Below are 21062 nucleotides of genomic sequence, written 5' to 3'. Positions count from 1 at the left end.
TGTGGCCGAATCGAGCGGTATGAGCCCCTGATTGTTGACTTTCACTTCTTCGATGGCCCGGCCAGTTGCCATACTGGACCGTCGCGGGCCGAACGCAAAACATGCTGGCCACAATGTGGTTTCTGCGTGGGCAATTACGACACCCCAACACCGCTAGTTCTTGTCTTCGGATCGTGCGGTAATGCCGCCGAGCAGTGTGCCGAAAATGATCAGGCCCATCGTCAGCCACAATATGGTCCCTTCATATCCAACGATTGCAGCGAGAAAGAACGTGAGAACGCCCCCAAGAATACTGACGAGCCAGAGATCGCGATAGACTATTGGTGTTACTTCCATGGCTCTGAACGTTTTAGGGTACACCAGATTTGCGGCGACCGTGAGTGCCAGATATACCGGCAGAAGGACGACAACGTAATTCCAGAGTAGTCCGGCAAAATCAACGGTTGGGCCACCGAAACCAGTATCCGTTAGTCTATATCCGTCCCGGAGCGTCGGCCAGACGAATATTTCGACGTATCCACCCTGGCCAGGTTCGACGACGACTTCTTCGGATTGTCTGCTGATGAGAAAAAAGACGAGGACGTTTGCGACTAACCAAGAGATGTATCTCGGCTTCAGTAGTCGCCCGATTCGATCGATGGGGAGAGTGAGATCCGGATCCATAGCGGTATCCTCTCGACTGCTCGCCTCGAGTTGTATTTCTTACCAAAATTTCGGGACGGGACACTAATAGATTTACATTCACATGGTCAGCCGTGGGGCATCCCGATCATCCGGCGCGAAAACGAACCGGCCCCGCCGATCGTCATCATCGCGTGTTCAGCTGTCGGACTGTGGATGGGCCCGATCCGGAAAGAGGTACGTCGCTTCGAGGTGCTCGAGAATCTTGTCGACGATCGTCGCATCGTACGTCCAGATCCCGTAGAACGACCCCTCGTCGCGTTCCTCGGCGAGCAGTGCAGACTTCTGTCCGTCCTGCTCGCCCCCGTCGAAGACGACGAACCACGTCTCGGCGATCTCGTCGTTCTCGATCGGGTGGACAGCGCCGTCGATGTCTGGCGGTGGCGTATCGGGCACTCCGTAGGCGTGGACATCGACGCCCCGTGCCGCGAGGTCGGCGTAGATCGATCGCTGCTCGGCAAACAGCGAGAGCCGCTGGAAGCCGGCGTGGATCGTCCCGTCTCGCATTCGCCGGGCACGATCCTCGATCTCGCGGGACGTATACAGCATCTCCTCGGTGTCGTAGGCGGTGAACGTCGTCTCCTTGAGCGGTTCGAGGATGGGCTCGTATGCCCCGTCCGCGATGCCGACGGCGTCGGCGCCCGGCAGGACGCCGTCGAGCAGGTCCCTGAGTGTCGAGACGGCGACGACCGAGCGGACGCGGTCCCGATCGCTGAGCACGGCGATCTCGGCCGGCTGTCCCGAGGCCGTCTTCGCCGTCCGGATGCGGACGTTCTGCGTGCGGAAGAACTCGGCGAGGTCGTCGGCGATCGGATCGTCGCGGTCGCAGTTGAACAGCGTCAGCTCCTTCTCGTGGTCGTGTATCGCCTCGACGATCCGGGCGAGCGTCATCGCTACGACACTCTCGGTTCCCGACCGGCATAATACCCTGTCCCGCGGGCGAGACACCAGCCTTCAAGAGACGCCTCGCCCAATCGAGACACGATGACGCGCGTCTCGATCGGCGCTCGCCTGCACGCGGGCTTCCAGAACCTCTCGCTGGCCCGCGATCGGCTCTATGGCGGTATCGGGTGGGCGATCGACGAACCGCGGCTCGTTGTTGACGTTGAGCGGGCCGAGGAACTCGTCTGCCCGGACGAAGCGGTCGAACCCTATGCCCGCCGGGCCATCGAGGTGCTTGACGTGCCCGGCGCGGCGATCACTGTCGAACAGCGCTTCGAACGCCACGCCGGACTGGGCAGCGGCACGCGACTCGCTTTGGCCACGCTGATGGCCATCGCCGACGTTTACGACGTCGCTCTGGACGTCCGTGACCGCGCTCCCGACCTCGGGCGCGGTGGTCGAAGCGGGGTCGGCATCGCGACCGTTCTCGACGGTGGCTTCGTCGTCGACGGTGGCCATCCGGTCGAGCGCTTCACTCACAGTCCACCCGAGACGGGTGCCTGGACCACGCCGCCGGTCGTCGCCCGCCACGCGATTCCCGACTCCTGGCGGTTCGTCCTCGTCACGCCCGATGTCGAGACCGGCCAGCACGGGAACGAGGAGGACGCGAGCATGCGCTCGATCGTCGAGGGGGCCGATCCGGGGATCGCCGACGAGATCGCACCCCTTCTGACCCAGCGCCTCCTGCCGGCGATCGCCGACGATGACCGCCGGACATTCGGCGAGGCAGTTACCCGGCTCGGCCGGCTCAACGGGGCCTGGTATGCCGACGAACAGGGCGGGGTCTATCGCCCGCCAGCCGGCCGGCTGATCGAGTCGCTCTCGGCCGTCTCGGGTGTCGACGGCGTCGGCCAGTCCTCCTGGGGGCCGACGGTTTATGCGATCACTGGCGTGGAAACGGCAGCGATTGTCCGCGAGGCTGCCGAGGACGCCCTCACCCGGAACGACGTCGAGGGAGACGTCCGGATCGTCGCCCCGGACAACGAAGGGTACCGACTGTTGGACTCTTGATGGACTTCTCTTGGCACCATCCTCGACCGTGAGAACGAACCGAGTTATTGCGTCTGGAGGTGGTCGGCGAGGAACTGCTCCTGGCTCGGTAGCGTCTCCTCGCGCCACTCGTCGTTGTCGATCATCCCGTGGCCGGCACCATCCCCCGTGAGGACGTCGACCGGCACGCCGGCATTCCGGTAGGCGTCAGCCAGGGCCGTCGTCGACCGATACGGGACGACGTTGTCATCGGTGCCGTGGATCAACAGTGCCGGCGGATCGTCGCCCTCAACGTGACTGACGGGTGACCCCTCCTCGAGACGCTCCGTCGGGGCGTCCGCGCCGAAAAAGGCCGCGACGAGCGGGTTCTCTCCGATCCCGGATTCAGTGAAGTCGTAGGGGCCGCTGTAGCCGACGAGCGCGTCGACGCCGACCCGGACGTCCGGGTGGAACTCGTCGGGCTGGAAGGTCCCGTGATCGGGCGCGACAGCGACCAGCGCGGCCAGGTGTGCCCCGGCAGAATATCCCATGAGCGCCCCGCGATCGCTATCGATTCCATACTCGCCGGCGTTGGCCCGGACCCATTTCACGGCCGCGACGACGTCCCGGACTGCGGCCGGGTACTGCTTCTCCTGGGCCAGACGGTACTGAATATCGGCGACGGCGAAGCCTTCCTCGACAAGTCGATCGAACATCGGCCGGTGGCCCTTATCGCCCATGATCCAGGCGCCGCCGTGGGCATAGACGACGAACGGGCTGGATTCCTCGGTCGATGGCAGATAGAGGTCGAGTCGAAGCGTCCGCTGCGGCGTTTCTCTGAACTCGATGTCGGTGATCTCTTCTATCGATTCGGCGGTTGTCGTCGGCTCTTCGGTCGTCGGTTCGTCCGTCGCCGTCGGCTCCTCGGTCGTCGTCGCGGTTTCTGTGGGCGTCGGTGCTGACGTCGTCGAACGCTCGGAAGGCTCGTCCGTCGGCGTCTCCGGGTCCGACGGTTCCTGGGTACTCGTCGTCGCGTCGTCCGTCTCGGTTGTACAGCCGGCACCGGCGGCGAGCAGTGCCGTCAGCACGCCACGTCGCGTCCAGGCCGGGGGACCAGTCATATTCGCCCGTGAGACGTGACAGCTAAATAATAGTGTGTGGTTTGGCCCCGATCAGCGTTCGGGAGCCGGGACGCCGTCCTCGCCGGGTCCATCCGGGCCGTCCAGATCGTACTCCTCGCGCAGCTCCCGGATGCGATCGCGGATGTCCGCCGCGAGTTCGAACTCCAGGTTGTCCGCCGCTTCCCCCATGCGCTCCTCCAACTCCTCGATCAGCCTGGCCGCGGCCTCCTCGTCCGCGGGGTCGGCCGTCGCCGACCCGCCCGTCTCGGTCTTGCTCCCCGGCAGGTTCGTCTCGCCGATGGCCTTCTCGATAGTCGTCGGTTCGTGGCCGTGCTCCTCGTTGTATTCGCGTTGAATCCGCCGCCGCCGCTTCGTCTCCGCGATGGCCGATTCCATGGCGTCGCTGGGCTCGTCGGCGTACAGCACCACCTTGCCGTTGACGTTCCGGGCGGCCCGGCCCATCGTCTGGACGAGCGTCGTCTCGCTGCGGAGGAATCCCTCCTGGTCGGCGTCGAGGATGGCGACGAGACTCACTTCCGGGATGTCAAGGCCCTCACGGAGGAGGTTGATCCCGACGAGCACGTCGAACTCACCCGCGCGCAGGCCCCGAACCAGTTCGTGGCGCTCCAGGGTGTCGGTCTCGTCGTGCATGTACTCGACGGCGACGCCCGCCTCTTCGAGGTATTCGGTGAGATCCTCGGCCATGCGCTTGGTCAGGGTCGTCACCAGGGCCCGCTCGTCGTCGGGCAGGGCGTCGAGGCGATCCATGAGGTCGTCGACCTGCGACTCGGCGGGGCTGACCTCGATCTCGGGATCGACGAGGTAGGTCGGGCGGACGATCTGCTCGACCACCTGATCACTCTGCTCGCGCTCGTAGTCGCTCGGCGTCGCGCTCACGTACAGTGTTTGGTCCGTTTTCTCCTCGAACTCCTCGAAGGTCAGCGGGCGGTTGTCGTAGGCCGTCGGCAGTCGAAACCCGTTCTCCACGAGCGAATCCTTCCGGGATTTGTCGCCCTCGTATTGGCCCTTGATCTGGGGGATCGTCTGGTGTGACTCGTCGACGACCGTCAGGAAATCGTCGGGGAAGTAATCCAGTAGGGTGTAGGGGGCCTCGCCCGACTCCCGGTCCGAGAGGTGGACGGAGTAGTTCTCGATGCCAGAGCAGTAGCCGGTCTCTTCGAGCATCTCCAGATCGAAGGTCGTCCGCTCCTCGATGCGCTGGGCGGCGACGAGATCGCCCTGCCGTTCGAAGTAGCCCACGCGCTGTTCCATCAGCTCCTCGATCTCTTCGATCGCATTCTCGATTTCCTGCTCCGGGATCGAGTAGTGCTCGGCAGGGTGGATCAGCGCGGCGGGTTCCTCGCTCTGTAACTCCCCTTCCAGGGGGTCGAGCTTCGAGATGCGGTCGATCTCCTCGCCCCACAACTCCACCCGGAGGGCGTAGCGGCCGTACATCGGGTAGATCTCGACGGTGTCGCCGCGCACGCGGAACGTCCCCTGCGTGAAGTCGACGTCGTTGCGTTCGTAGTTCAGGTCGACGAGTCGGCCCAACAGCTCGTCGCGGTCGATCTCCTGGCCGACCTCCAGCCGGAGGGACATGTCGACGTAGTTGGCGGGATCACCGAGGCCGTAGATGGCCGAGACACTGGCGACGACGATCACGTCATCGCGCGTGAGAAGCGAGCGGGTCGCGGAGTGGCGAAGGCGGTCGATCTCGTCGTTGATCGAGGCGTCCTTCTCGATGTACTTGTCCGTCTGTTCGACGTAGGCCTCGGGCTGGTAGTAGTCGTAATAGGAAACGAAGTACTCGACGGCGTTGTCGGGGAACAGCTCGCGGAACTCCTCGTAGAGCTGTGCGGCGAGGGTCTTGTTGTGGGCGATCACGAGGGTGGGCTGCTGGATCTCTTCGAGAACCCACGAGACGGTGTTGGTCTTGCCTGACCCCGTCACACCGAGGAGGGTCTGTTCGTCCATGCCCGAGCGATAGCCCTCCGCCAGTTGCGCGATGGCGTTGGGCTGGTCGCCTGCCGGATCGAACGGCGCGTCGACGCGAAAGTCGGTCTCTGCGTCGGGCCGGTCCGGGGAGAGGGGGCCGCCGGTGTCGCTCATTGTGCCTATCTTAATCGCTTGAGGCACTTGACGGCCTCGCTCGACGCAGCCCTGACGTCGTGAGTTCGCCACCCTGTCGGTACCGGTTTGCAAATACGGGAGCCGATTCGGGACGGGCACCAGCAACCGGCCACCCCGCAGTCAGTCTGGTCCGCCCGCCGGCTCGTGGTCTGGATCCCAGTCGCGCTCGACCGGTGTCTCGCTGGCGTCGATCACTTCCAGAAGCCACGCCGCGGCATCGTCGAGTGCCGTCTCGTCAGTTCCGGTGAGTTTCAGCCGGTTGTGCCGCGCCGCTCGATCCGGATAACAGCCGACCCGGACGTCGAAGCGGTCGCGTGCGTCGGCCAGGGCACCGACGATGTTCGCCTCGGGTTCGACAGTGTAGAGGAGTCGTTCGGTCAACGTACCCGTGAAATCCGTAGCGATCGTCTCGAACATCGCCTGCATTTCGCTTGGAATCCCCGGGAGCACGTAGACGTTCTCCAGCCGGCAGCCCGGGGCCAGTCCTTCGGGGTTGGACAGCGGTTCGGCCCCCGCCGGGATCGCGGCTTCCGCCTCGACGTCGATGTCGAGTTCGGGGACTGAATCGCTGATTTCTGCCAGTCGTTGCTTGACTTCGCCAATCGCGAGGTCACTGGCGACAAGCCCTCGATCGAAGGCAGCTGCGACCGCGTCCATCGTCACGTCGTCAGGCGTTCCACCGATCCCGCCAGTGACGATCACGGCATCGAAGGCATCACTGTATGCCCTGGTACGATCAGCAATGACATCACGATCGTCAGGAACGGTGAGAATCCGCCGGACAGAGACGCCGCGGGTAGTCAATTCCGCGGCGAGCCACGAGGCGTTCGTGTTGTCGGTGTCACCGGCCAGTAGCTCCTCGCCGACGGTGAGTACGGCGACATCCATTGTAGACCCGTTCGGTCTTCGATGGTGGTTAGTGTTTCCGTCCACCGAACTGGGCAGCACTCACCCGCCAAAGGACTCACTCGTCGAGAAACCCCTCGACGCCGTCGAGATCGAGGACGTAGTCGGGGCCGAACGCCGCCGCCGGCGTCTGGTAGCCAGTGATGTCGGATCCTGCTTCCACCCGCTCGACGGCCGTCGTCGCCGCCTCAACCGTCAGCGCGTACGTTTCGGGCGTCTGCACTCGTGACGTGACGGTCGTCTCGCCGTCGGTTGCCTCGCCCCAGAGCGATACCCGTTCACTTTCGCCCGTATCACCGGACGGCCCACTTACGATCGCCCGAGCCAGTGCTTGCAACCCACTCTTGATGCTGGGGACAGCCAACAGCGGCGTGAGATAGTGGCCCGCCCGGAGCAGATATTCGGTGTATTCGGGCGCGCTCAGATACACCTCGATGTTTTCGATACCGGTCGTGTAGTAGGCTGTCGAGACGTCGCCCATCGGCGCGCCAACGGCGTGTTTCGGTCCCGATCCGAAATCGATCGTTCGCGTTTTCGAACCCGGCGGTTCCGATTGGAGTCGCCCGTTTCGCCGAACCATCCCGCCCGCACCGGCCTGTCCGATCGCCGTCGCCAGCGTCCCACCCGAAACCGATCCCGGCGCATCGATCCCGAGTCTGAGGTGGGTCGCCCCCGGGAGTCTGTCGTGGAGGTGGGCCGCCAGGCAGTCCGTCGGGACGACGTCGAAGCCCACGCCCGGGAGCAGACAGACGCCCGCGTCCTCGGCGTCCCGGTCCCGTTCAGCCAGTGCCTCGAAGACCGGGATCTCGCCCGTGATGTCGAGGTAGTGGGTCCCGGTTGCCAGACAGGCTTCGACCATCGGCTTGGCGGTTTCGACGAACGGGCCCGCGCAGTTGAGTACCACGTCGACACCATCGAGATAGTTGTGGGCCTCCCCGACGGCGAACACGCGGGAGTCGACACCGAGCTGGATCGCGAGCCCGCGGGTCTTCGTCCCGTTGCGCCCCGCGAGAATGACGTCGAGCCCGCGGTCGACTGCTTCCCGGGCGATCAGTTCGCCCGTATAGCCATACGCGCCGTAGATGAGTGCCGTCATGGTCCCATATCAGTCTTCACTGACAAAAGTCCGGTCCTGTCGATCATCGCTGGCGATTCGAGGGATACCGACGCTCGGATCGACGAACCCCGGAAGGCTCGCTCTCCTGGTCAGCAGACGGGCTTCGGATTGACGCCCATCGACTCCAGCGATTCGGTGTAGGCGTCGTAGGCCGTCTGGATCGCACCCGTGGCTGCCTCGGCGGCCTGCTCCCAGTCGTCGTCGCTTTCACAGACCGATTCCAGCAGTTCCCCCGCCCGATCGAGTTGCGGATCGAGGTCGCTGCCCACGTCCCGGAACAGCTGTGCCGTCTGTGGGTCGGCCTCGCCGACGAAGTAGCCGGTGAACTGCTCTTTTGACTTCTCGGCGGCGATCGTGCGGCCGACAAATCCACCAAGGCGCTCGACGGTTCCATCGAGACCGCGGAGATAGTCCTGGATTGCGGGGACGCCCTCGCTTGGCTCGTGGTCGTCGAGTTTCCCGGCGACGCGCTCGTAGTGGTCGCGCTCTTCGGCGGCTGTCTCGGCGAAGGCGTCGGCGACCTCGTCGTTGCCCTCGTTGTCGGCCCACTGCTGGTACGTGACGGCGGCGTGGTGTTCCGCGTCGGCAGCGGCCGAGAGGACGGTTTCCTCGCCCATCTCTCCCGCTGTGTCGGCGTACAGGGCTTTCGAGGACCCGAGTCGCGAGAGGGCGGTGTCGTTGTCGTCGCGGATTCCGTCGATGAATTGCTCAGCGTTCATGTCCCGTTGCTAGTACGCCCTGGGTTAGAAGCCACCGATGCCTGCAAAACTGGATCGTGGTCGCCGTTTCATTTCCTGTTCTCCCAGGTGAGAGCCGGGCAACCGCACGCCTTTCCGGCTGGCGGTCGAGGGATCCCACATGGGCGACGCGAGCGGGGACGCCGGCGAGGACCGGCCGAGCGATACGATGCGCGAGCGGGTGCCCGAGAGCAGCCGCAAGTTCTGGCTGTTGCTGGACGCGGATCGATCGGCCGTCGCGGCCGGGATCGTGGGCGCGATCTTTCTCGCGCTCGTCGCCATCGGTCAGTTTCATCCCGCCGGCACGCCGGCCCTGTTCACCCAGGGCGATCCACTGGAGACGCTGTTTCAGGGGCTGCTCACCGCGATCATCACCGGCGTCACGCTCGTGCTCACGCTGAGCCAACTCGTCCTCTCACAGGAACAGGGGCCGATCGGCGACCAGCGCGAGCGCATGGAGGGCGCGATGGCGTTCCGTCGCGACGTCGAGGACGTGATCGAGGAACCGGTGAGTCCGGCCCAGCCCTCGGCATTCCTGCGGTCGCTGGTCACACTCACGCGACGCCGGGCCGAGGCCGTCGGGGACGCCGTCGCGGCCATCGACGATCCCACGCTCACCGAACAGGTCGACCCGTTCGTCGACAGCGTCGTGGAGAACGCGGATACGGTGGCCCACAACCTCGAGGGGTCACAGTTCGGCGAGTTCGACGTCGTCTTCTCGGCGCTCAACTACAACTACTCCTGGAAACTCTACGCTGGGCGGCGAATTCGGGCCGAGTACGACGACGTTCTCACCGAGGCCGCGGACGACGCCCTGGCGGAGTTGATCGAGGCGCTCGAACTGTTCGGCCCGGCGCGCGAGCACTTCAAGACGCTGTACTTCCAGTGGGAGCTCATCGATCTCTCGCGGGCGATGCTGTACGCCTCGATCCCGGCACTTCTCACCGCTGTCTCCGGTGTGCTGTACCTCGATCCGACAGTGTTGTCGGGGACGCTGCTGGGCGTCCGAACCGGTGTCCTCGTCGTGAGCGGGGCCGTCGCGGTCTCGCTGCTCCCGTTCGCCCTCCTGCTCTCCTACGTCCTCCGCATCGTGACGGTTACCAAACGAACGCTCTCCATCGGCCCGTTCATCCTGCGTGAAACCGACCGTACCCATGACCTCACGGCTGACACCGAGACGGATCGTGAGTAGTCAGGCTTCGACCTCATGGACATCGACGCCCGCCGTAACACACAAGCCCGCCCGCCGAGACCCATCGGTATGGAACGCATCCCCCTGGGAATCCAGCGGATGGACTCGATCGTCAACGGCGGGGCCCCGCGGGGGACTGTCGTCTTACTTTCGGGCGAATCAGGGGCCGGCGCACGCGAGTTCATGTACACCAGCGCGCTCATCAACGGCCTGGCAGCCGGTGATCCGGAACTTCACGACCTCTATTACGGTGATCTCGCGGCCGACGCGACGCTCCCCGAGGAGATCCACTACGTCTCCTTTAGCGCCGGCGAGTCACAGTTCCGGTGGGAAGTCTCCCAGACGATCGACGACGAGATCGTCGAGGCCGGACTGCAGGCGGTGACGTTTCACGATCTCTCGACGCATTTCTTCCACGAGAGCCCGCTCCCGCGGGACTGGTACGCCGAGCGGACGGCCAGCGTGACCGATCTCCGATCGCGGACCGACCGCGAGGAGCTATTGTCGGCGTTCGGCGATCTCATGTCCGCGCATGCCCCCGACAACCTCGTCGTGATCGACTCGCTGACTGACCTCATCAGCACGACCGGCGAGAATATCACCTGGTCCGACATCAACTACGTGGTCAAGGGCCTCCAGAAGGCGGCCCACTCCTGGGACGGCTTGATCCTCGCCCACGTCAACCACGAGACGATCTCGCCCGAACGCCTCGGCCAGTTGGGTGACGCGGTCAACGGGACGATGCGATTCGAGTGGGAGAGCGGCGGGAGTACCCGTGCCCGGACGCTCGTCATCAAGCAGTTCCGGGGCGTCCTCTCACAGCTCGAAGACGAGGACATCGTCCGCTTCGAAACTGAGATCGACGATGCCGGCTTCGATATCAGCGACGTCCGGAAGATCAGGTAACTCTCCGCATCCGCCAGTATCGATCGCGGGAATCGGTGGCAAACCCTTAACTATCCGCTCGCGGAATCTCCGGTGATGGCGAGCGAGTCCACGGATTCGCCGGACGCCGCCGTTCAGTTGCCGCCTGAGCTTGACGAATGGCTTGCCCAACACGCCGCTGAACTCGATGTCGAGCCGGACGTACTCGTGGCTCGACTTCTTACGACGTATCGGACGACCGCCGAACGCGACAGTGACGGCGATGTCGATGCGGATCTCTCTGTTCTCCTCGACCGTGAGCACATCGAGTCGATCGTCCGGGACGTCCTCGACGAGCGCGAGCCACGGGACGGCAGTGGGGAGATCGAGGACGCAACCGAGGCGCTCACTGACCGCATCGAGGAGGTCGATGACCGCTTCCAGGAGAAGCTTGACGACGTTCGCTCGCGCGTCGTTCAGGTCAAGCGGGAAGCCGACGCCAAGGCTCCCGCGGACCACGATCACGACGCGTTCGACCGCCTCGACGTGATCGAGGAGCGCCTGAATTCGCTCGAAGCCGACTTTGCGGCCCTATCCGCCGACATCGACTCGCGTGCCTCCCAGTCGGCGCTCGAGGAACTGGCCGACGACGTCGCGGCCACCGACGAGTCGCTGACAGCCCAGGACGACCGCCTCGACGACGTCGAGGAGAAACTCCAGACCGTCGCCTGGGCGATCAGCGACCTCCGTGAGGCCCAGGCGCGAGACGAAACTGAAACCGTCGACCGGATCAAAGCCGCTGCCGGTCGCCACGACGTGAGTCGGGCTGTCTGTGAGAACTGCGGCGACGGCGTCGAGATCGCGTTGCTGACCCGGGCTGCCTGTCCCCATTGCGAGGCCGCGGTCACGACCGTCGAACCGTCGAGCGGGTTCTTCGGCAAGCCCCGGCTCGTCACTGCCACGCCGATCGAGGGGACTGTCGAGGACGACGCCGACGGCGACGTCGAGGCCCCTGATCGACGGGGTGATTCACCGTGAGCGACGACGATTCTGACCCACGAGACGACGACCCCGACACCCGAGAGGACGATTCTGACTCACGAGAGGACCATTCTGCCGAATCAGCGCGAGATGATTTCGGATTTCCAGCGTCGGATCCGGACGATGTCGAGGCGGATGATTCGGACGGGCAAGCGGCGGAACCGGCCGCGGATGCGCCTGACAGTGCCGGGGCCGATCCGTTCGAGCGCCTCGATGGGCCGGATCGCCCCCCGGGCCGTGATCCGTTCGCGGAGATCGACGAGACCGCCCCCGAGCAGACGCCAGACTCCTCGTCGTTCGACGCCCTGGGATTTGAACAGACTGGCGAGGACAGCCACGGATCGGCCCCTGAGTCGACTACGGACGCGTCCGCCGAGGCGACCCCCGGCGAGTCGGCTGCCGAGGATCCGTTCGATCGACTGGAAAGCCAGCCGCGTCAGGGTGATCCCTTCGAGGGGCTCGGGGAGACGGCGCGTGATCGCGCCACGAGCGCCGAGATCGACGGCGACCTCTGGGAGAACCTCTCGCGGTCGGCCGCCGAACCCGAGACGGAAACCCGCGGCGAGCGCCGCTTCGCCGAGGTGGACAAACACAGCTACTGTGAGAACTGCGAGTACTTCTCGGAGCCCCCCGATGTTGCGTGTGCACACGAGGGGACCAACATCGTTGAGTTCGTCGACTACGAGACGGTCCGGGTCGCCGACTGTCCGGTCGTCGTCGAACGGGAGGAACTCGCCGAGATGGACGACGAGCGCTGATCGCAGACGGGCAGGCTTTTGACTCAGAATCCCCTTTTGACACGTATGCAGTTCTGTGAGGAGTGCGGTTCGATGATGCATGCAGACGGCGAGGAGATGGTCTGTCAGAGCTGTGGCTATCGGGAAGCCAAGGATCAGGACCTGGCCGACGATTTCGTCTCGACGCAGGATCAGACCGACGACGACCTGATCGAGACCGAGGAGGACGCCAACTTCGAGGGCAAGCCCACCGCCGACGACGTCGTGTGTGACGAGTGTGGCCACGGGGTTGCCTGGTATACGATCAAGCAGACCGGGTCCGCGGACGAACCGCCGACTCGGTTCTTCAAATGCAAGGAGTGTGGGCACCGCTGGCGGGGGTATAGTTAAAATACGCACTCGGCGGTGTTCAGATAAGCATCAATCAAAGTGCTACTTTCTGCTGGTGAATATGCTGAATCCTGGTGGACCGAAAGGGCGAGCCACGCGTGGCGGCTGCGAGGCGGTTGCACCGCCTCGAACTCGCGGCGCACAGCGCCGCGCACGGGCCATCAGCCCGCGAGCATACGGCGCTTCGCGCCCGTGAGCAGACACTACAGGACGCGGATCGTCCGAAGCGCGTGGTCCGAAAGAGCGAAGTCGTCCGAAAGAGCGCGTCGCGCTCTCTCGGACGACTCTTTCGTCATCTGCTCGCGGGCCGCAGGCCCGCTTGCAGGTTCGTTGGACTACGTCCAACGGTCATCTCGGAAATCTCCGATTTCCGGCGACAACGAGCGCGAGACGCGAACGGAGTGAGCGTCTCGGATCGCTCGAACGGGGAGCGTAGCGACCCTTGAGAGTCGCGGGACCGGAACTGACGAGGGCTTTCAGAGTGGTGTCGCTCTTTTCAAATTCTCATTAGAACTATCCCTCAAACAACTCTCTCGCCCGCCGATAGATCGGTGCGCCGAGCCAGTCCCGCTCGTCAGCCAATTGTTCCACAGCCGCCAGTGCGTCCTCGCCATCCAGCACGCCACGATCGACCAACGCCCGCAACACGATCGGCGAGACGGCGATTCGTGTCTCTGTTACGGCCTGGAGTTCCGGGAGCGCACGCAGGTCGTCGGTGATGAGGAAGTCGGCGTTGCGTTCCCGGGCGAGGACAACCGCGCTCCCTTCGCCAACATCGATCCGTCCCGACTCGATCGGTTCGTCGACTTCGTGGACGGCAAGGGTTTCCTGCCGGTCGAGCACCGCTTGGGCGGCCCTGCCGTGGCTATCCGCGTAGTCGGCCATCTCTTTCAGTTCCGAAACTACCGTCTCCGTAGTGCGGACATCGAACTCCGCGAGGAGGAGATCCAATCGGTTGATCGACGCGAGTGAGACCAGCGCGCTCGTGTCCGCGACGATCATGCCTCGTCGTCGAGGGCGGCGAGATCGGCTGCCAGTTCCTCACCATCGTCGAGCAGCGACTTCGAGGCCCGGACGGACTCGGCGTCCTGCCGGCCGACGAACGCCTTCAGCACGTCGAATCCGATTTCGTCGTCCAGATAGAGTTCGACGACCGCCTCGCGGAACCGCTCGTCGTCCTCGACCTCGGCCAGATACTCCCGGAGGGCTTCCTTGACGATCTCCGTCCGGTCAGCGTGGCTAACCTCGGCGGCCACGTCGGCTTTCTCGACCAGTTCGTCCGGCAACCGAAAGTTGACCCGTTTAGTCCCCATGTGTGGGTACATTGTATGTACAGATTTAAAGCGTTTTCTGTGGCTCCTTGGAAGTGATATCAGAAGAGCAGTACATTACTCGGCTAATAATCCATGTCCAAACAAAACTCACGGAGGAACTCAGTCAGGAAATAAATATATAATAATATATTAATGTTTTTGGATCGGAAAGTTGTTATCTGTGCCCTCATACACAAGAAATTTCATTGCCCTTCTCAAAATCCATATTGATGAAGTATTCATTATCAACTACGGCAATTCAATAGCAGGGAAAATGATTGGAAAACTAATCGTCTCCGGGGCTAGAGCGACTTTTGACATAATCATGGATAGACGGACTGGCTATCGTATAGAAAATGAGCTTCATTCTGATTTTCGTGGCGAGTCAATAACTTTTAGAAACTATAAAAATAACCAAGTAGAATTATCGGTTGAATCAATAACTGTTCGACCGAAGTACACTCCAGAAAATCAATCAAGTGACGTTCAACAAATTGAAGTGGATGATATCTTTTCAAGCTTGGAAGACAGTCGGAACTCATCGTCGTTTTCTGAACGGTTCAAAGCAATATTGACAAATCACTGGATCACGATAGTCACACTTCAGATTGATACTGGTGAACTTGAGGATGTTTGCCCACCCGGACTAAGTTTAAAAAGACTATCAATAATGGCGGCTGGAACATATTCAAATGAACAAGATATTGATCCAATTGGTTTTCTTACTTCTCCACATGTCAAAGGAGTTGAAACAGGCGAAATACATGCGGACAAACTCAAAGTGAAACTACCGTATTCAGGTTCCATCGGAGAATATACTGAGCACATTACAAGGGCCTTCGATCTGATAAAACGGTCCCAAAACCAGTTTCAAAAATATGCTTTTCTTCAATTACTTGATTTACATCATTCCCATAGATCAGACCACCGAAACTCAACTTGGTCAGACAGAGAGCGCGCAGAACAATTGGGAGAGTTCATATTTGATATGCCGGTGGATACCAATCTTCTCGCAAACACGATTGAAGAATTCAAGGAAGATATGGCTGATAAACACGAAAGCAAGGAATGATCTCTGTCACTGTTCTTCTCTCTACCTGAGGAAAAATTCCTGCCCTCAAGACGAATGTCACGCCAGTACCACACGTTCAGGTGGGACCCGACGCAGTACAACGAGGCCGCACAGCGCCAGCATAACTGCCAGCCCAATCGTCCCGGCGACGGCCATCTCCAGCGATAGCCCCCATTCGAGTAGTCGCTCCGGGAGGGCGTTTAGCCCGATGAAGGCGACGATGCCGCCGAAAAAGACCAGCCGCGGCGTCTCGAAGTACAGCACTGCGGCGACTGCACCGGCCGCGAGGCCGACAGCGAGGATGCCGATGACCGGCGCGTACCCGGCGAGGAGCCACGCCGCGAACCCGGCGTCGATTCCCAGCGCGACGATCGTTCCGTACCCCAACAGGAAGCTGATCGCCGCGATGGCCGTGACCTTCGCCCCGAGGACCTGCCAGGTCGGCCCGGGCATCGTGAACACGCGATCGAACACGTCGGCCTGTTTCTCCCGGATCGTCGCCGTCAGCCCCAGTGTCAACACGAGCAGGTAGGTCACCTCGAAGCCCAGAAAGAACAGGTAAAAGCGCTGGAGTTCGAGTGGGAGCGCCGATCGGGTCAGCAGTTCCAGCAGGGGCGTCCCCACGAAGAGGAACCCCACCACAACCCCCGACAGGAGGAGGCTCCGGTAGTTGACGTTGCGCGCTTCCAGCAGGCAGAGCTGGCGGAATCTCATGTCTCCACCCCCAGCGCGGAGAAATACAGCTCTTCGAGGTCGATCGTCCTGGCCTCGGCGGGCGGGTCGTCGTCCCGGACGACGTACACCTCGCCTGCCGGTTCGGCCTCGATCTCGGGCCGTGGCTCCTCGATCACCCGCACTGGTTTCAAAAGCGGCGTTTCGACGACCGTCCGCCCATCGGCGATCACGGCGACGCGATCACAGAGCGCCTGGACGTGCTGGAGGTCGTGAGAGCTGAACACGACCGTCCGGCCCGCCTCCCGCAGGCCGTCGATCAACTCCCGCATCCGGGCCTGGGTGCCGGGATCGAGGCCGGACATGGGTTCATCGAGCACGAGCAGATCGGGTTCGTGGACCAGCGCCGTCGCAACCGACGCCTTGCGTTGCATCCCCTTCGAGAGATCCCGAAATTCGCGATCGTGGGCGTCGGATTCGAGTCCGACCTCGGCCAGGCAGGTCTCGATCCGATCGGTCGGGATGCCGTAGACGTGACAGGCGTGGGCCATCGCGTCGCGAACAGACCATCGCGGCTGGAGGGTTTCGTACTCGAAGACGACGCCGACACGGTTCAGCACGGCATCGTCGGCGCGGGGATTCGCGCCGAACAGCGACACAGATCCGCCGTCGGTGGGCAGGAGGCCAAGCAGACACCGGAAGGTCGTGGTCTTGCCCGCACCGTTCGGTCCGACGACGCCGTAGGTCTCGCCGCCGCGGACGGACAACTCCACGCCGTCGAGAATCCGGGTCCCGTCGATTGTCTTTTCGAGAGTGGTCGCTTCGAGGACGGTTTCGCCGTCCTCGCCCTGTGCATCGCGGTTCTCCGTCGTTGTGGCAGTGTTCGCGTGCATGGCTACTCGGGTTCGTGGGTGGTTTCGGGGAGGTCGAACACCTCCTCGACGTGCGTATCGAACTCGCGGGCGATCCGCCAGGCCAGTTCCAGCGAGGGGTTGTACTCACCTTTCTCGACGTAGAGGATAGTCTGGCGGGTGACGCCAACGCGATCGGCGAGTTCGGCCTGGGTCAGACCTGCTTGCTCGCGGCGGTCCTTAATGGTCGTCTCGAAATCCATCCTAGCCCTCCAGTCGACGACGGCGAAGTTGGTCGCCAACTTTGTGGACTAGCGAGGACGCGATGGTCGCCGCGGCGGTCCAGACGGCGACGATCTCGCCCTGTTTCGAGAGCGTTGCTAGTGTCTCAGGTACGGTGTCCCACGCTGCCAGCGCCTCACCTCCCAGGTACAGGAGAAACGAAACGCCGAGTAGTCCGAAGAGGGCACGTATCGCCGCTTTCCTGACCAACTGGCGCGTCCGTTCGTCGTTTCGCTGGATCCCGGTTTGGCTCGCCACCCATTGATTAACCCGGAAGACACCCAGGAACAACACCGTCCCGAACGCGATCAGCGGCCAGGATTCGATCGAGATACCAACGAACAACGTCGCAACGGTGAGCAACTTGTACACGATGCGTCCGCCGTGATAGACCGTCCGTTGCTTCCCACTGGTGTTAACTCGATCTAACATCATTGCGTTAGATTTGTTTAACACTGCTACTTAATTCCTGCGGCTACGCGTCAGCGGCCAAAAAATGGACAACGGCTACCGGTCGGGTTCGCTACTCGACGATCACGGTCCCGACCATCCCCACGGCTTCGTGGGGAATACAGACGTACTCGTGTTCGCCGGTCGTCTCGAAAGTGTGGACGTAGGACTGCCCGGACTGGATCGCACCTTCGCCGTTTTCCCACCCCTTACGGGCGGCTGCCTCGCTGTCGAAGTCACCGGAGGCCCAGTACTCGGCATCCGCGGGGATGCCGTCGTCGTAGGCAGTCACCGTGTGCGGTTCGCCGCTGGCGAACTCCCAGGCGACGGTGTCGCCGGCCGAGACGGTCAGCTCTTTGGGATCGAAGGCGGCGGCCGTCATGTCGACAACGTGGTCGGCGTCGTCCGGGACGCCCTCGACGACGTTGGGCCCGCCCTCGAAGGGGGACTCGCTCTCGTTCTCGCCGGCCTCGCTTTCGACGTCGACTGTCGATCCGGCGAGGTCGAGATCCAGGGGGACCTTCTCGCTCGCGTCGACGATGGCGAACTGGGCGTACTGGGCGGCGTTCGCGAAGCCGGCGGCCGCCGCGGGCACGTCACCCCCGCTGTCCAGCGCGTCGACGTAGGCCTCCAGGTGGCCCTCGAAGGTCTCGTAGGCGTTGCGATCGGCCTCCTCGACGAGTTCGTGCACCCGAGCCGCCTCGAAGTGCGCGAAGGTGTCCTCGACGATGCCGTGTGCGATATCGCGCTGGGGGCCACCGGCGCTCTCGACGATCGCGTAGGCCGAGTCGAGGGCTGCCGTCGTGAACGTCTCGACCGGTGTCGCGACGGAGTCGCCGGCGTCGGCCGCCTGACGGATCGAACCCAGGGCTTGCTCGAAGGTTTCGTAGATCTCCTCGTCGGCGTGCTCTACGGCCTCGTGATAGCCACCGGGGTCGCCCTCGAAGTGTTCGAAGGTCGACTGAGCGACCGCCGCGGCACGGTCGCTCTCGCCGCGCGCGCTCAGGGTCCCGGCGTTGAACCCGCGGGCGGCGACGTAGGCGGCCTCGGCCGCACTCACCGCGGGCGTCTCGGCCGCGGTCGTCGCGAACTCAAGGAGCGTCGAGTGAACGCCCTCGACGTGGGTCGCCACGGCGTCGTCGTCGCTGGCCTCGAAGGCGTCGATCAGGCCCGCGAGGTGCTCCTCCTCGAAGGCGTGATAGAGATCCTCGCTCGTCTCCTCGACGGTCTCGTGGAACCCGAGTTCGTCCTCCTCGAAGCGCTCGAACAACCGCTGGGCGATGGCGGCCGCAGCGTCCGCCTCGCCGCGCCGGTAGCGCTCGCGGGCGTCGACCACGCGGGCTCGGAAGAATGCGGCCGCCAGGAGCGGCGCGTCCTCCCCAGCCAGCGCCTCGATCCCGGTGACGAGGTGCTCGTCGACCGTCGCGACGGCCTCCTCGACCCCCGACTCCTCGTCGATCGCAGTCTGGAGCGCTTCCAGGCTCGACTCGAAGGCCTCGTAGGTCTCGGCGTCGGCGGATTCCAGCGCGTCGTGGGCGCGGGCGCCCTCGAAGTGCGCGAAGACGTTCTGGACCATGGTTGCTGCCTGCTCGGTCTCCCCGGCGTCGGCGAGGCGGCCGGCGTCCGCGATCCGGGCGCGGTAGGTCGTCAAGGTCGCGGCGTGGGCGACGCCGGTCGAGGGACCGCCCATGGCGGCCAGCGCGGCGGCGTCCCAGCCCATCGCCTGGAGGATGGCGATGTGACCGGCACCCGCCACGGCCTCGTTGTCCGCCAGCGCGTAACTGCTCTGGATCGCCGCCTGGAAGGCCAGGTCGGCGTTCGTCATCGTCCGAGAGCTGTCACCAGCCTCGGCAGCCGACGCCAGTCCGTCGAGCCCGCCCGTCAGGGAATCGAATGCGTCGCTGTCGGCGTCTTCGAGAGCGTCAGCGAGATCGCTGTCCTCGAAGCGTGTCCGGGCGTTGTTCGCGACGGTCGCCGCCGCATCCAGGCGGTCGATCTCCGCGAGGTACATGACGTCCCGGATCGTCGCCGCCAGCGTGTCCAGATCGAACACTGCGGCAGCGTTCTCGCCGACCAGCGTTTGCTGGGCGTCGGCGAGTCGTGCCGTGGCGGTCTCCGCGGCCTCGCCTGCCCGGTCGAGATCACCGTTTCCGAGCCCGTCCGTGTAGAGCGCCCCGAGCGCGGTCTCGAACTCCTCGTAGGCCGCCTCGTCGGTGTGCTCCAGTTGCTCGTGGGCACCGTATTCGCCACCGGCGTTCTCGAAGCGCGCGAAGATGTCCTGGGCGACAGTCCCACCGGGACCGGTCGCCCCGGCCCGGCCGAGTACCAGCGCGTCCCGGACTCGTGCGCGCATCGCCGTCCACTCCGCGGCGACGGCGATCGACTGACTCGCGCCCGTCCCCGTTCCTTCGCTATCGGCCCCAGCGGTCGAATCGTTGGGGGCTGAACAGCCGGCGAGGCCGAGACCGCCCAGTATCGCTACGCCGCTCGAAAGGATATTGCGTCTCGTTGGCATCGTCATTTAGGCTCGCCTAAAGAGTCAAAAGCGTATCGTTCTTTAGGCTAGCCAAAAACCATGTGGGACGGACCCGGAACTGGTGGGGCTATCGGTTGATGCATAACTTCTCAGGCGTCTCTTCAGGGGACCAGCAGCCAGGCGATCACGACCGCCACGCCGCCCAGACTCGTCGAGAACAGCGACTGGACGCGCAGGCGATCCAGCAGTTCGTGTGAGGTTTCGGTGATGCCCGCAGCCTGGTCGATCTCGCCGCCCACTTCACAGGACGGCAGGAAGTCCATCGCGACGTGGAGGAACACGCCCGAGGCGAACCCGAAGATGGCCGCGTTGATCGTCGCCGAACTCGGGAGCGAGAGCATGGCCACCGGCAGCGCCGTCAGGCCGACGCCGGCCGAGGGCAACAACAGCGGGAGCGCCGATTCGCCCTCAAGCGTCTGTCGGCGCGCGGCCGCATAGCCCGCTGGCCCCTTGTGGGAGACGATCGCCAGCCCGAGCAGGATCCCGAGCTCGGGCATCTGGCCGTAGATGATGCCGATGATCAATCCCGCCGAGAGCGCGTGAGCGGCCAGTTCCGTGGCTGTCGTGTCCATCGGCAGGTCGAGATGGGAGAGCCGATGCCCGATCGTGTGGGCGTTGTACCCGACGAGGATCCCGGCGGCGATGCCGAATCCGCCGACTTTTCCATGCTGGCCGATAGCCTGCGGGATCAGAAACGCCGCGGCACTCGCGATCATCGCCCCACTGGCCAGCCCGTATCCCCAGACGAGTCCCCGCGGATGGCTCCGCTTCGACATCGCACCGACGGCCGCGCCGCCGGCCATCGCTCCGAACGCAACCCAGGCGATGACGACCAGCTTCTCCAGATTATCCTCGGGCTGTGCTGTTAATACCGCCAGAATCGTCAGTCCGACCAGCGAAAGTGTCGAGACACCCCCCAGCAGAGTCTCCTGGCGAATATTATTAAGAATTTTTCTTGGTTTAATATTCATTACCTGGGCGTTCCGTGCCGATCGATATGAACGTGTCGGTGAGGGTCGACCCCGTTGCCGACATTTAAGCGGGAGCCACCCGTTGGTT

At 63.6% G+C, this 21062-nt stretch carries 22 protein-coding genes; 7 read left to right on the top strand and 15 right to left on the bottom strand.

Annotation, left to right across the window (positions count from 1 at the left end; translation table 11 throughout):
* Positions 1 to 153: 153 nt before the first annotated feature.
* On the bottom strand, positions 154 to 663 hold the full coding sequence (locus HBNXHr_RS11045; protein ID WP_275737261.1) for a hypothetical protein: 510 nt from the start codon (positions 661 to 663) through the stop codon (positions 154 to 156).
* Between the two features lie 156 nt (positions 664 to 819).
* A complete protein-coding gene (locus HBNXHr_RS11040) occupies positions 820 to 1572 on the bottom strand; it encodes a DICT sensory domain-containing protein (RefSeq protein WP_275737260.1) in 753 nt (250 codons plus the stop codon).
* A 93-nt stretch (positions 1573 to 1665) separates the two neighbouring features.
* Between HBNXHr_RS11040 and HBNXHr_RS11035 the strand changes: the two genes are divergently transcribed.
* Positions 1666 to 2634, top strand: coding sequence for a beta-ribofuranosylaminobenzene 5'-phosphate synthase family protein (locus HBNXHr_RS11035; protein WP_275882167.1), 969 nt, complete (start codon positions 1666 to 1668; stop codon positions 2632 to 2634).
* 44 nt (positions 2635 to 2678) lie between these two features.
* On the opposite strand, the gene HBNXHr_RS11030 is transcribed toward HBNXHr_RS11035, so the two are convergent.
* The 5 genes from HBNXHr_RS11030 to HBNXHr_RS11010 form a co-directional block, all read right to left on the bottom strand.
* The gene (locus HBNXHr_RS11030; RefSeq protein WP_275882166.1) at positions 2679 to 3713 is read right to left on the bottom strand and encodes an alpha/beta hydrolase; all 1035 of its coding nucleotides are present in this window, start codon (positions 3711 to 3713) and stop codon (positions 2679 to 2681) included.
* Positions 3714 to 3764: 51 nt separating this feature from the next.
* Entirely contained in the window at positions 3765 to 5822 is a 2058-nt protein-coding gene (uvrB, locus tag HBNXHr_RS11025; protein WP_275882165.1) for an excinuclease ABC subunit UvrB, read from the bottom strand.
* A gap of 141 nt (positions 5823 to 5963) precedes the next feature.
* Complete coding sequence (locus HBNXHr_RS11020) at positions 5964 to 6731, bottom strand: molybdopterin-binding protein (RefSeq protein WP_275882164.1); 768 nt, start codon at positions 6729 to 6731, stop codon at positions 5964 to 5966.
* Positions 6732 to 6807: 76 nt separating this feature from the next.
* Positions 6808 to 7845: a saccharopine dehydrogenase NADP-binding domain-containing protein gene (locus HBNXHr_RS11015; protein ID WP_275882163.1), complete on the bottom strand. Its 1038-nt coding sequence runs from the start codon at positions 7843 to 7845 to the stop codon at positions 6808 to 6810.
* A gap of 110 nt (positions 7846 to 7955) precedes the next feature.
* Positions 7956 to 8585, bottom strand: a complete 630-nt coding sequence (locus tag HBNXHr_RS11010; protein ID WP_275882162.1) for a ferritin family protein — start codon at positions 8583 to 8585, stop codon at positions 7956 to 7958.
* A 139-nt stretch (positions 8586 to 8724) separates the two neighbouring features.
* On the opposite strand from HBNXHr_RS11010, the gene HBNXHr_RS11005 reads away from it, so the two are divergent.
* The 5 genes from HBNXHr_RS11005 (at position 8725) to HBNXHr_RS10985 (ending at position 12827) form a co-directional block, all read left to right on the top strand.
* Positions 8725 to 9795 carry a hypothetical protein gene (locus HBNXHr_RS11005; protein ID WP_275882161.1) on the top strand — a complete coding sequence of 357 codons (1071 nt, stop codon included), beginning with the start codon at positions 8725 to 8727 and terminating at the stop codon, positions 9793 to 9795.
* Between the two features lie 69 nt (positions 9796 to 9864).
* On the top strand, positions 9865 to 10701 hold the full coding sequence (locus HBNXHr_RS11000; RefSeq protein WP_275737252.1) for an HTR-like protein: 837 nt from the start codon (positions 9865 to 9867) through the stop codon (positions 10699 to 10701).
* A 75-nt stretch (positions 10702 to 10776) separates the two neighbouring features.
* Entirely contained in the window at positions 10777 to 11697 is a 921-nt protein-coding gene (locus HBNXHr_RS10995) for a hypothetical protein (RefSeq protein WP_275882160.1), read from the top strand.
* Positions 11694 to 12458, top strand: coding sequence for a hypothetical protein (locus HBNXHr_RS10990; protein WP_275882159.1), 765 nt, complete (start codon positions 11694 to 11696; stop codon positions 12456 to 12458). Before HBNXHr_RS10995 ends, HBNXHr_RS10990 begins: the two co-directional genes overlap by 4 nt.
* 45 nt (positions 12459 to 12503) lie before the next feature.
* A complete protein-coding gene (locus tag HBNXHr_RS10985; protein ID WP_015790098.1) occupies positions 12504 to 12827 on the top strand; it encodes a transcription factor S in 324 nt (107 codons plus the stop codon).
* A 513-nt stretch (positions 12828 to 13340) separates the two neighbouring features.
* Here HBNXHr_RS10985 and HBNXHr_RS10980 read toward each other — a convergent pair.
* Positions 13341 to 13829, bottom strand: a complete 489-nt coding sequence (locus tag HBNXHr_RS10980; RefSeq protein ID WP_275882158.1) for a hypothetical protein — start codon at positions 13827 to 13829, stop codon at positions 13341 to 13343.
* On the bottom strand, positions 13826 to 14140 hold the full coding sequence (locus tag HBNXHr_RS10975) for a ribbon-helix-helix domain-containing protein (RefSeq protein WP_049941332.1): 315 nt from the start codon (positions 14138 to 14140) through the stop codon (positions 13826 to 13828). The genes HBNXHr_RS10980 and HBNXHr_RS10975 overlap by 4 nt, the downstream gene beginning before the upstream one ends.
* 181 nt (positions 14141 to 14321) lie before the next feature.
* Here HBNXHr_RS10975 and HBNXHr_RS10970 point away from each other — a divergent pair, with 181 nt between their 5' ends.
* Positions 14322 to 15212 (top strand): hypothetical protein, encoded by an 891-nt coding sequence (locus tag HBNXHr_RS10970; protein ID WP_275882157.1) that lies wholly within the window; start codon positions 14322 to 14324, stop codon positions 15210 to 15212.
* Between the two features lie 57 nt (positions 15213 to 15269).
* On the opposite strand, the gene HBNXHr_RS10965 is transcribed toward HBNXHr_RS10970, so the two are convergent.
* The 6 genes from HBNXHr_RS10965 to HBNXHr_RS10940 all read right to left on the bottom strand — a co-directional run bounded on the left by HBNXHr_RS10965 (position 15270) and on the right by HBNXHr_RS10940 (position 20974).
* Positions 15270 to 15926, bottom strand: a complete 657-nt coding sequence (locus HBNXHr_RS10965) for a hypothetical protein (RefSeq protein ID WP_275882156.1) — start codon at positions 15924 to 15926, stop codon at positions 15270 to 15272.
* On the bottom strand, positions 15923 to 16777 hold the full coding sequence (locus HBNXHr_RS10960) for an ABC transporter ATP-binding protein (RefSeq protein ID WP_275882155.1): 855 nt from the start codon (positions 16775 to 16777) through the stop codon (positions 15923 to 15925). The genes HBNXHr_RS10965 and HBNXHr_RS10960 overlap by 4 nt, the downstream gene beginning before the upstream one ends.
* 2 nt (positions 16778 to 16779) lie before the next feature.
* On the bottom strand, positions 16780 to 16998 hold the full coding sequence (locus HBNXHr_RS10955) for a helix-turn-helix transcriptional regulator (protein ID WP_275882154.1): 219 nt from the start codon (positions 16996 to 16998) through the stop codon (positions 16780 to 16782).
* Between the two features lies 1 nt (position 16999).
* Positions 17000 to 17449, bottom strand: coding sequence for a hypothetical protein (locus HBNXHr_RS10950; protein WP_275882153.1), 450 nt, complete (start codon positions 17447 to 17449; stop codon positions 17000 to 17002).
* 91 nt (positions 17450 to 17540) lie between these two features.
* Complete coding sequence (locus tag HBNXHr_RS10945; RefSeq protein WP_275882152.1) at positions 17541 to 19982, bottom strand: DUF5059 domain-containing protein; 2442 nt, start codon at positions 19980 to 19982, stop codon at positions 17541 to 17543.
* A 122-nt stretch (positions 19983 to 20104) separates the two neighbouring features.
* The gene (locus HBNXHr_RS10940; protein WP_275737240.1) at positions 20105 to 20974 is read right to left on the bottom strand and encodes a ZIP family metal transporter; all 870 of its coding nucleotides are present in this window, start codon (positions 20972 to 20974) and stop codon (positions 20105 to 20107) included.
* Positions 20975 to 21062 lie beyond the last annotated feature (88 nt).

Origin of the sequence: Halorhabdus sp. BNX81, assembly GCF_029229925.1 — an archaeon.
GTDB lineage: Archaea > Halobacteriota > Halobacteria > Halobacteriales > Haloarculaceae > Halorhabdus.
The sequence above is the reverse complement of the archived record's forward strand: the minus strand, read 5'-3'. Positions and strand labels throughout refer to the sequence as shown.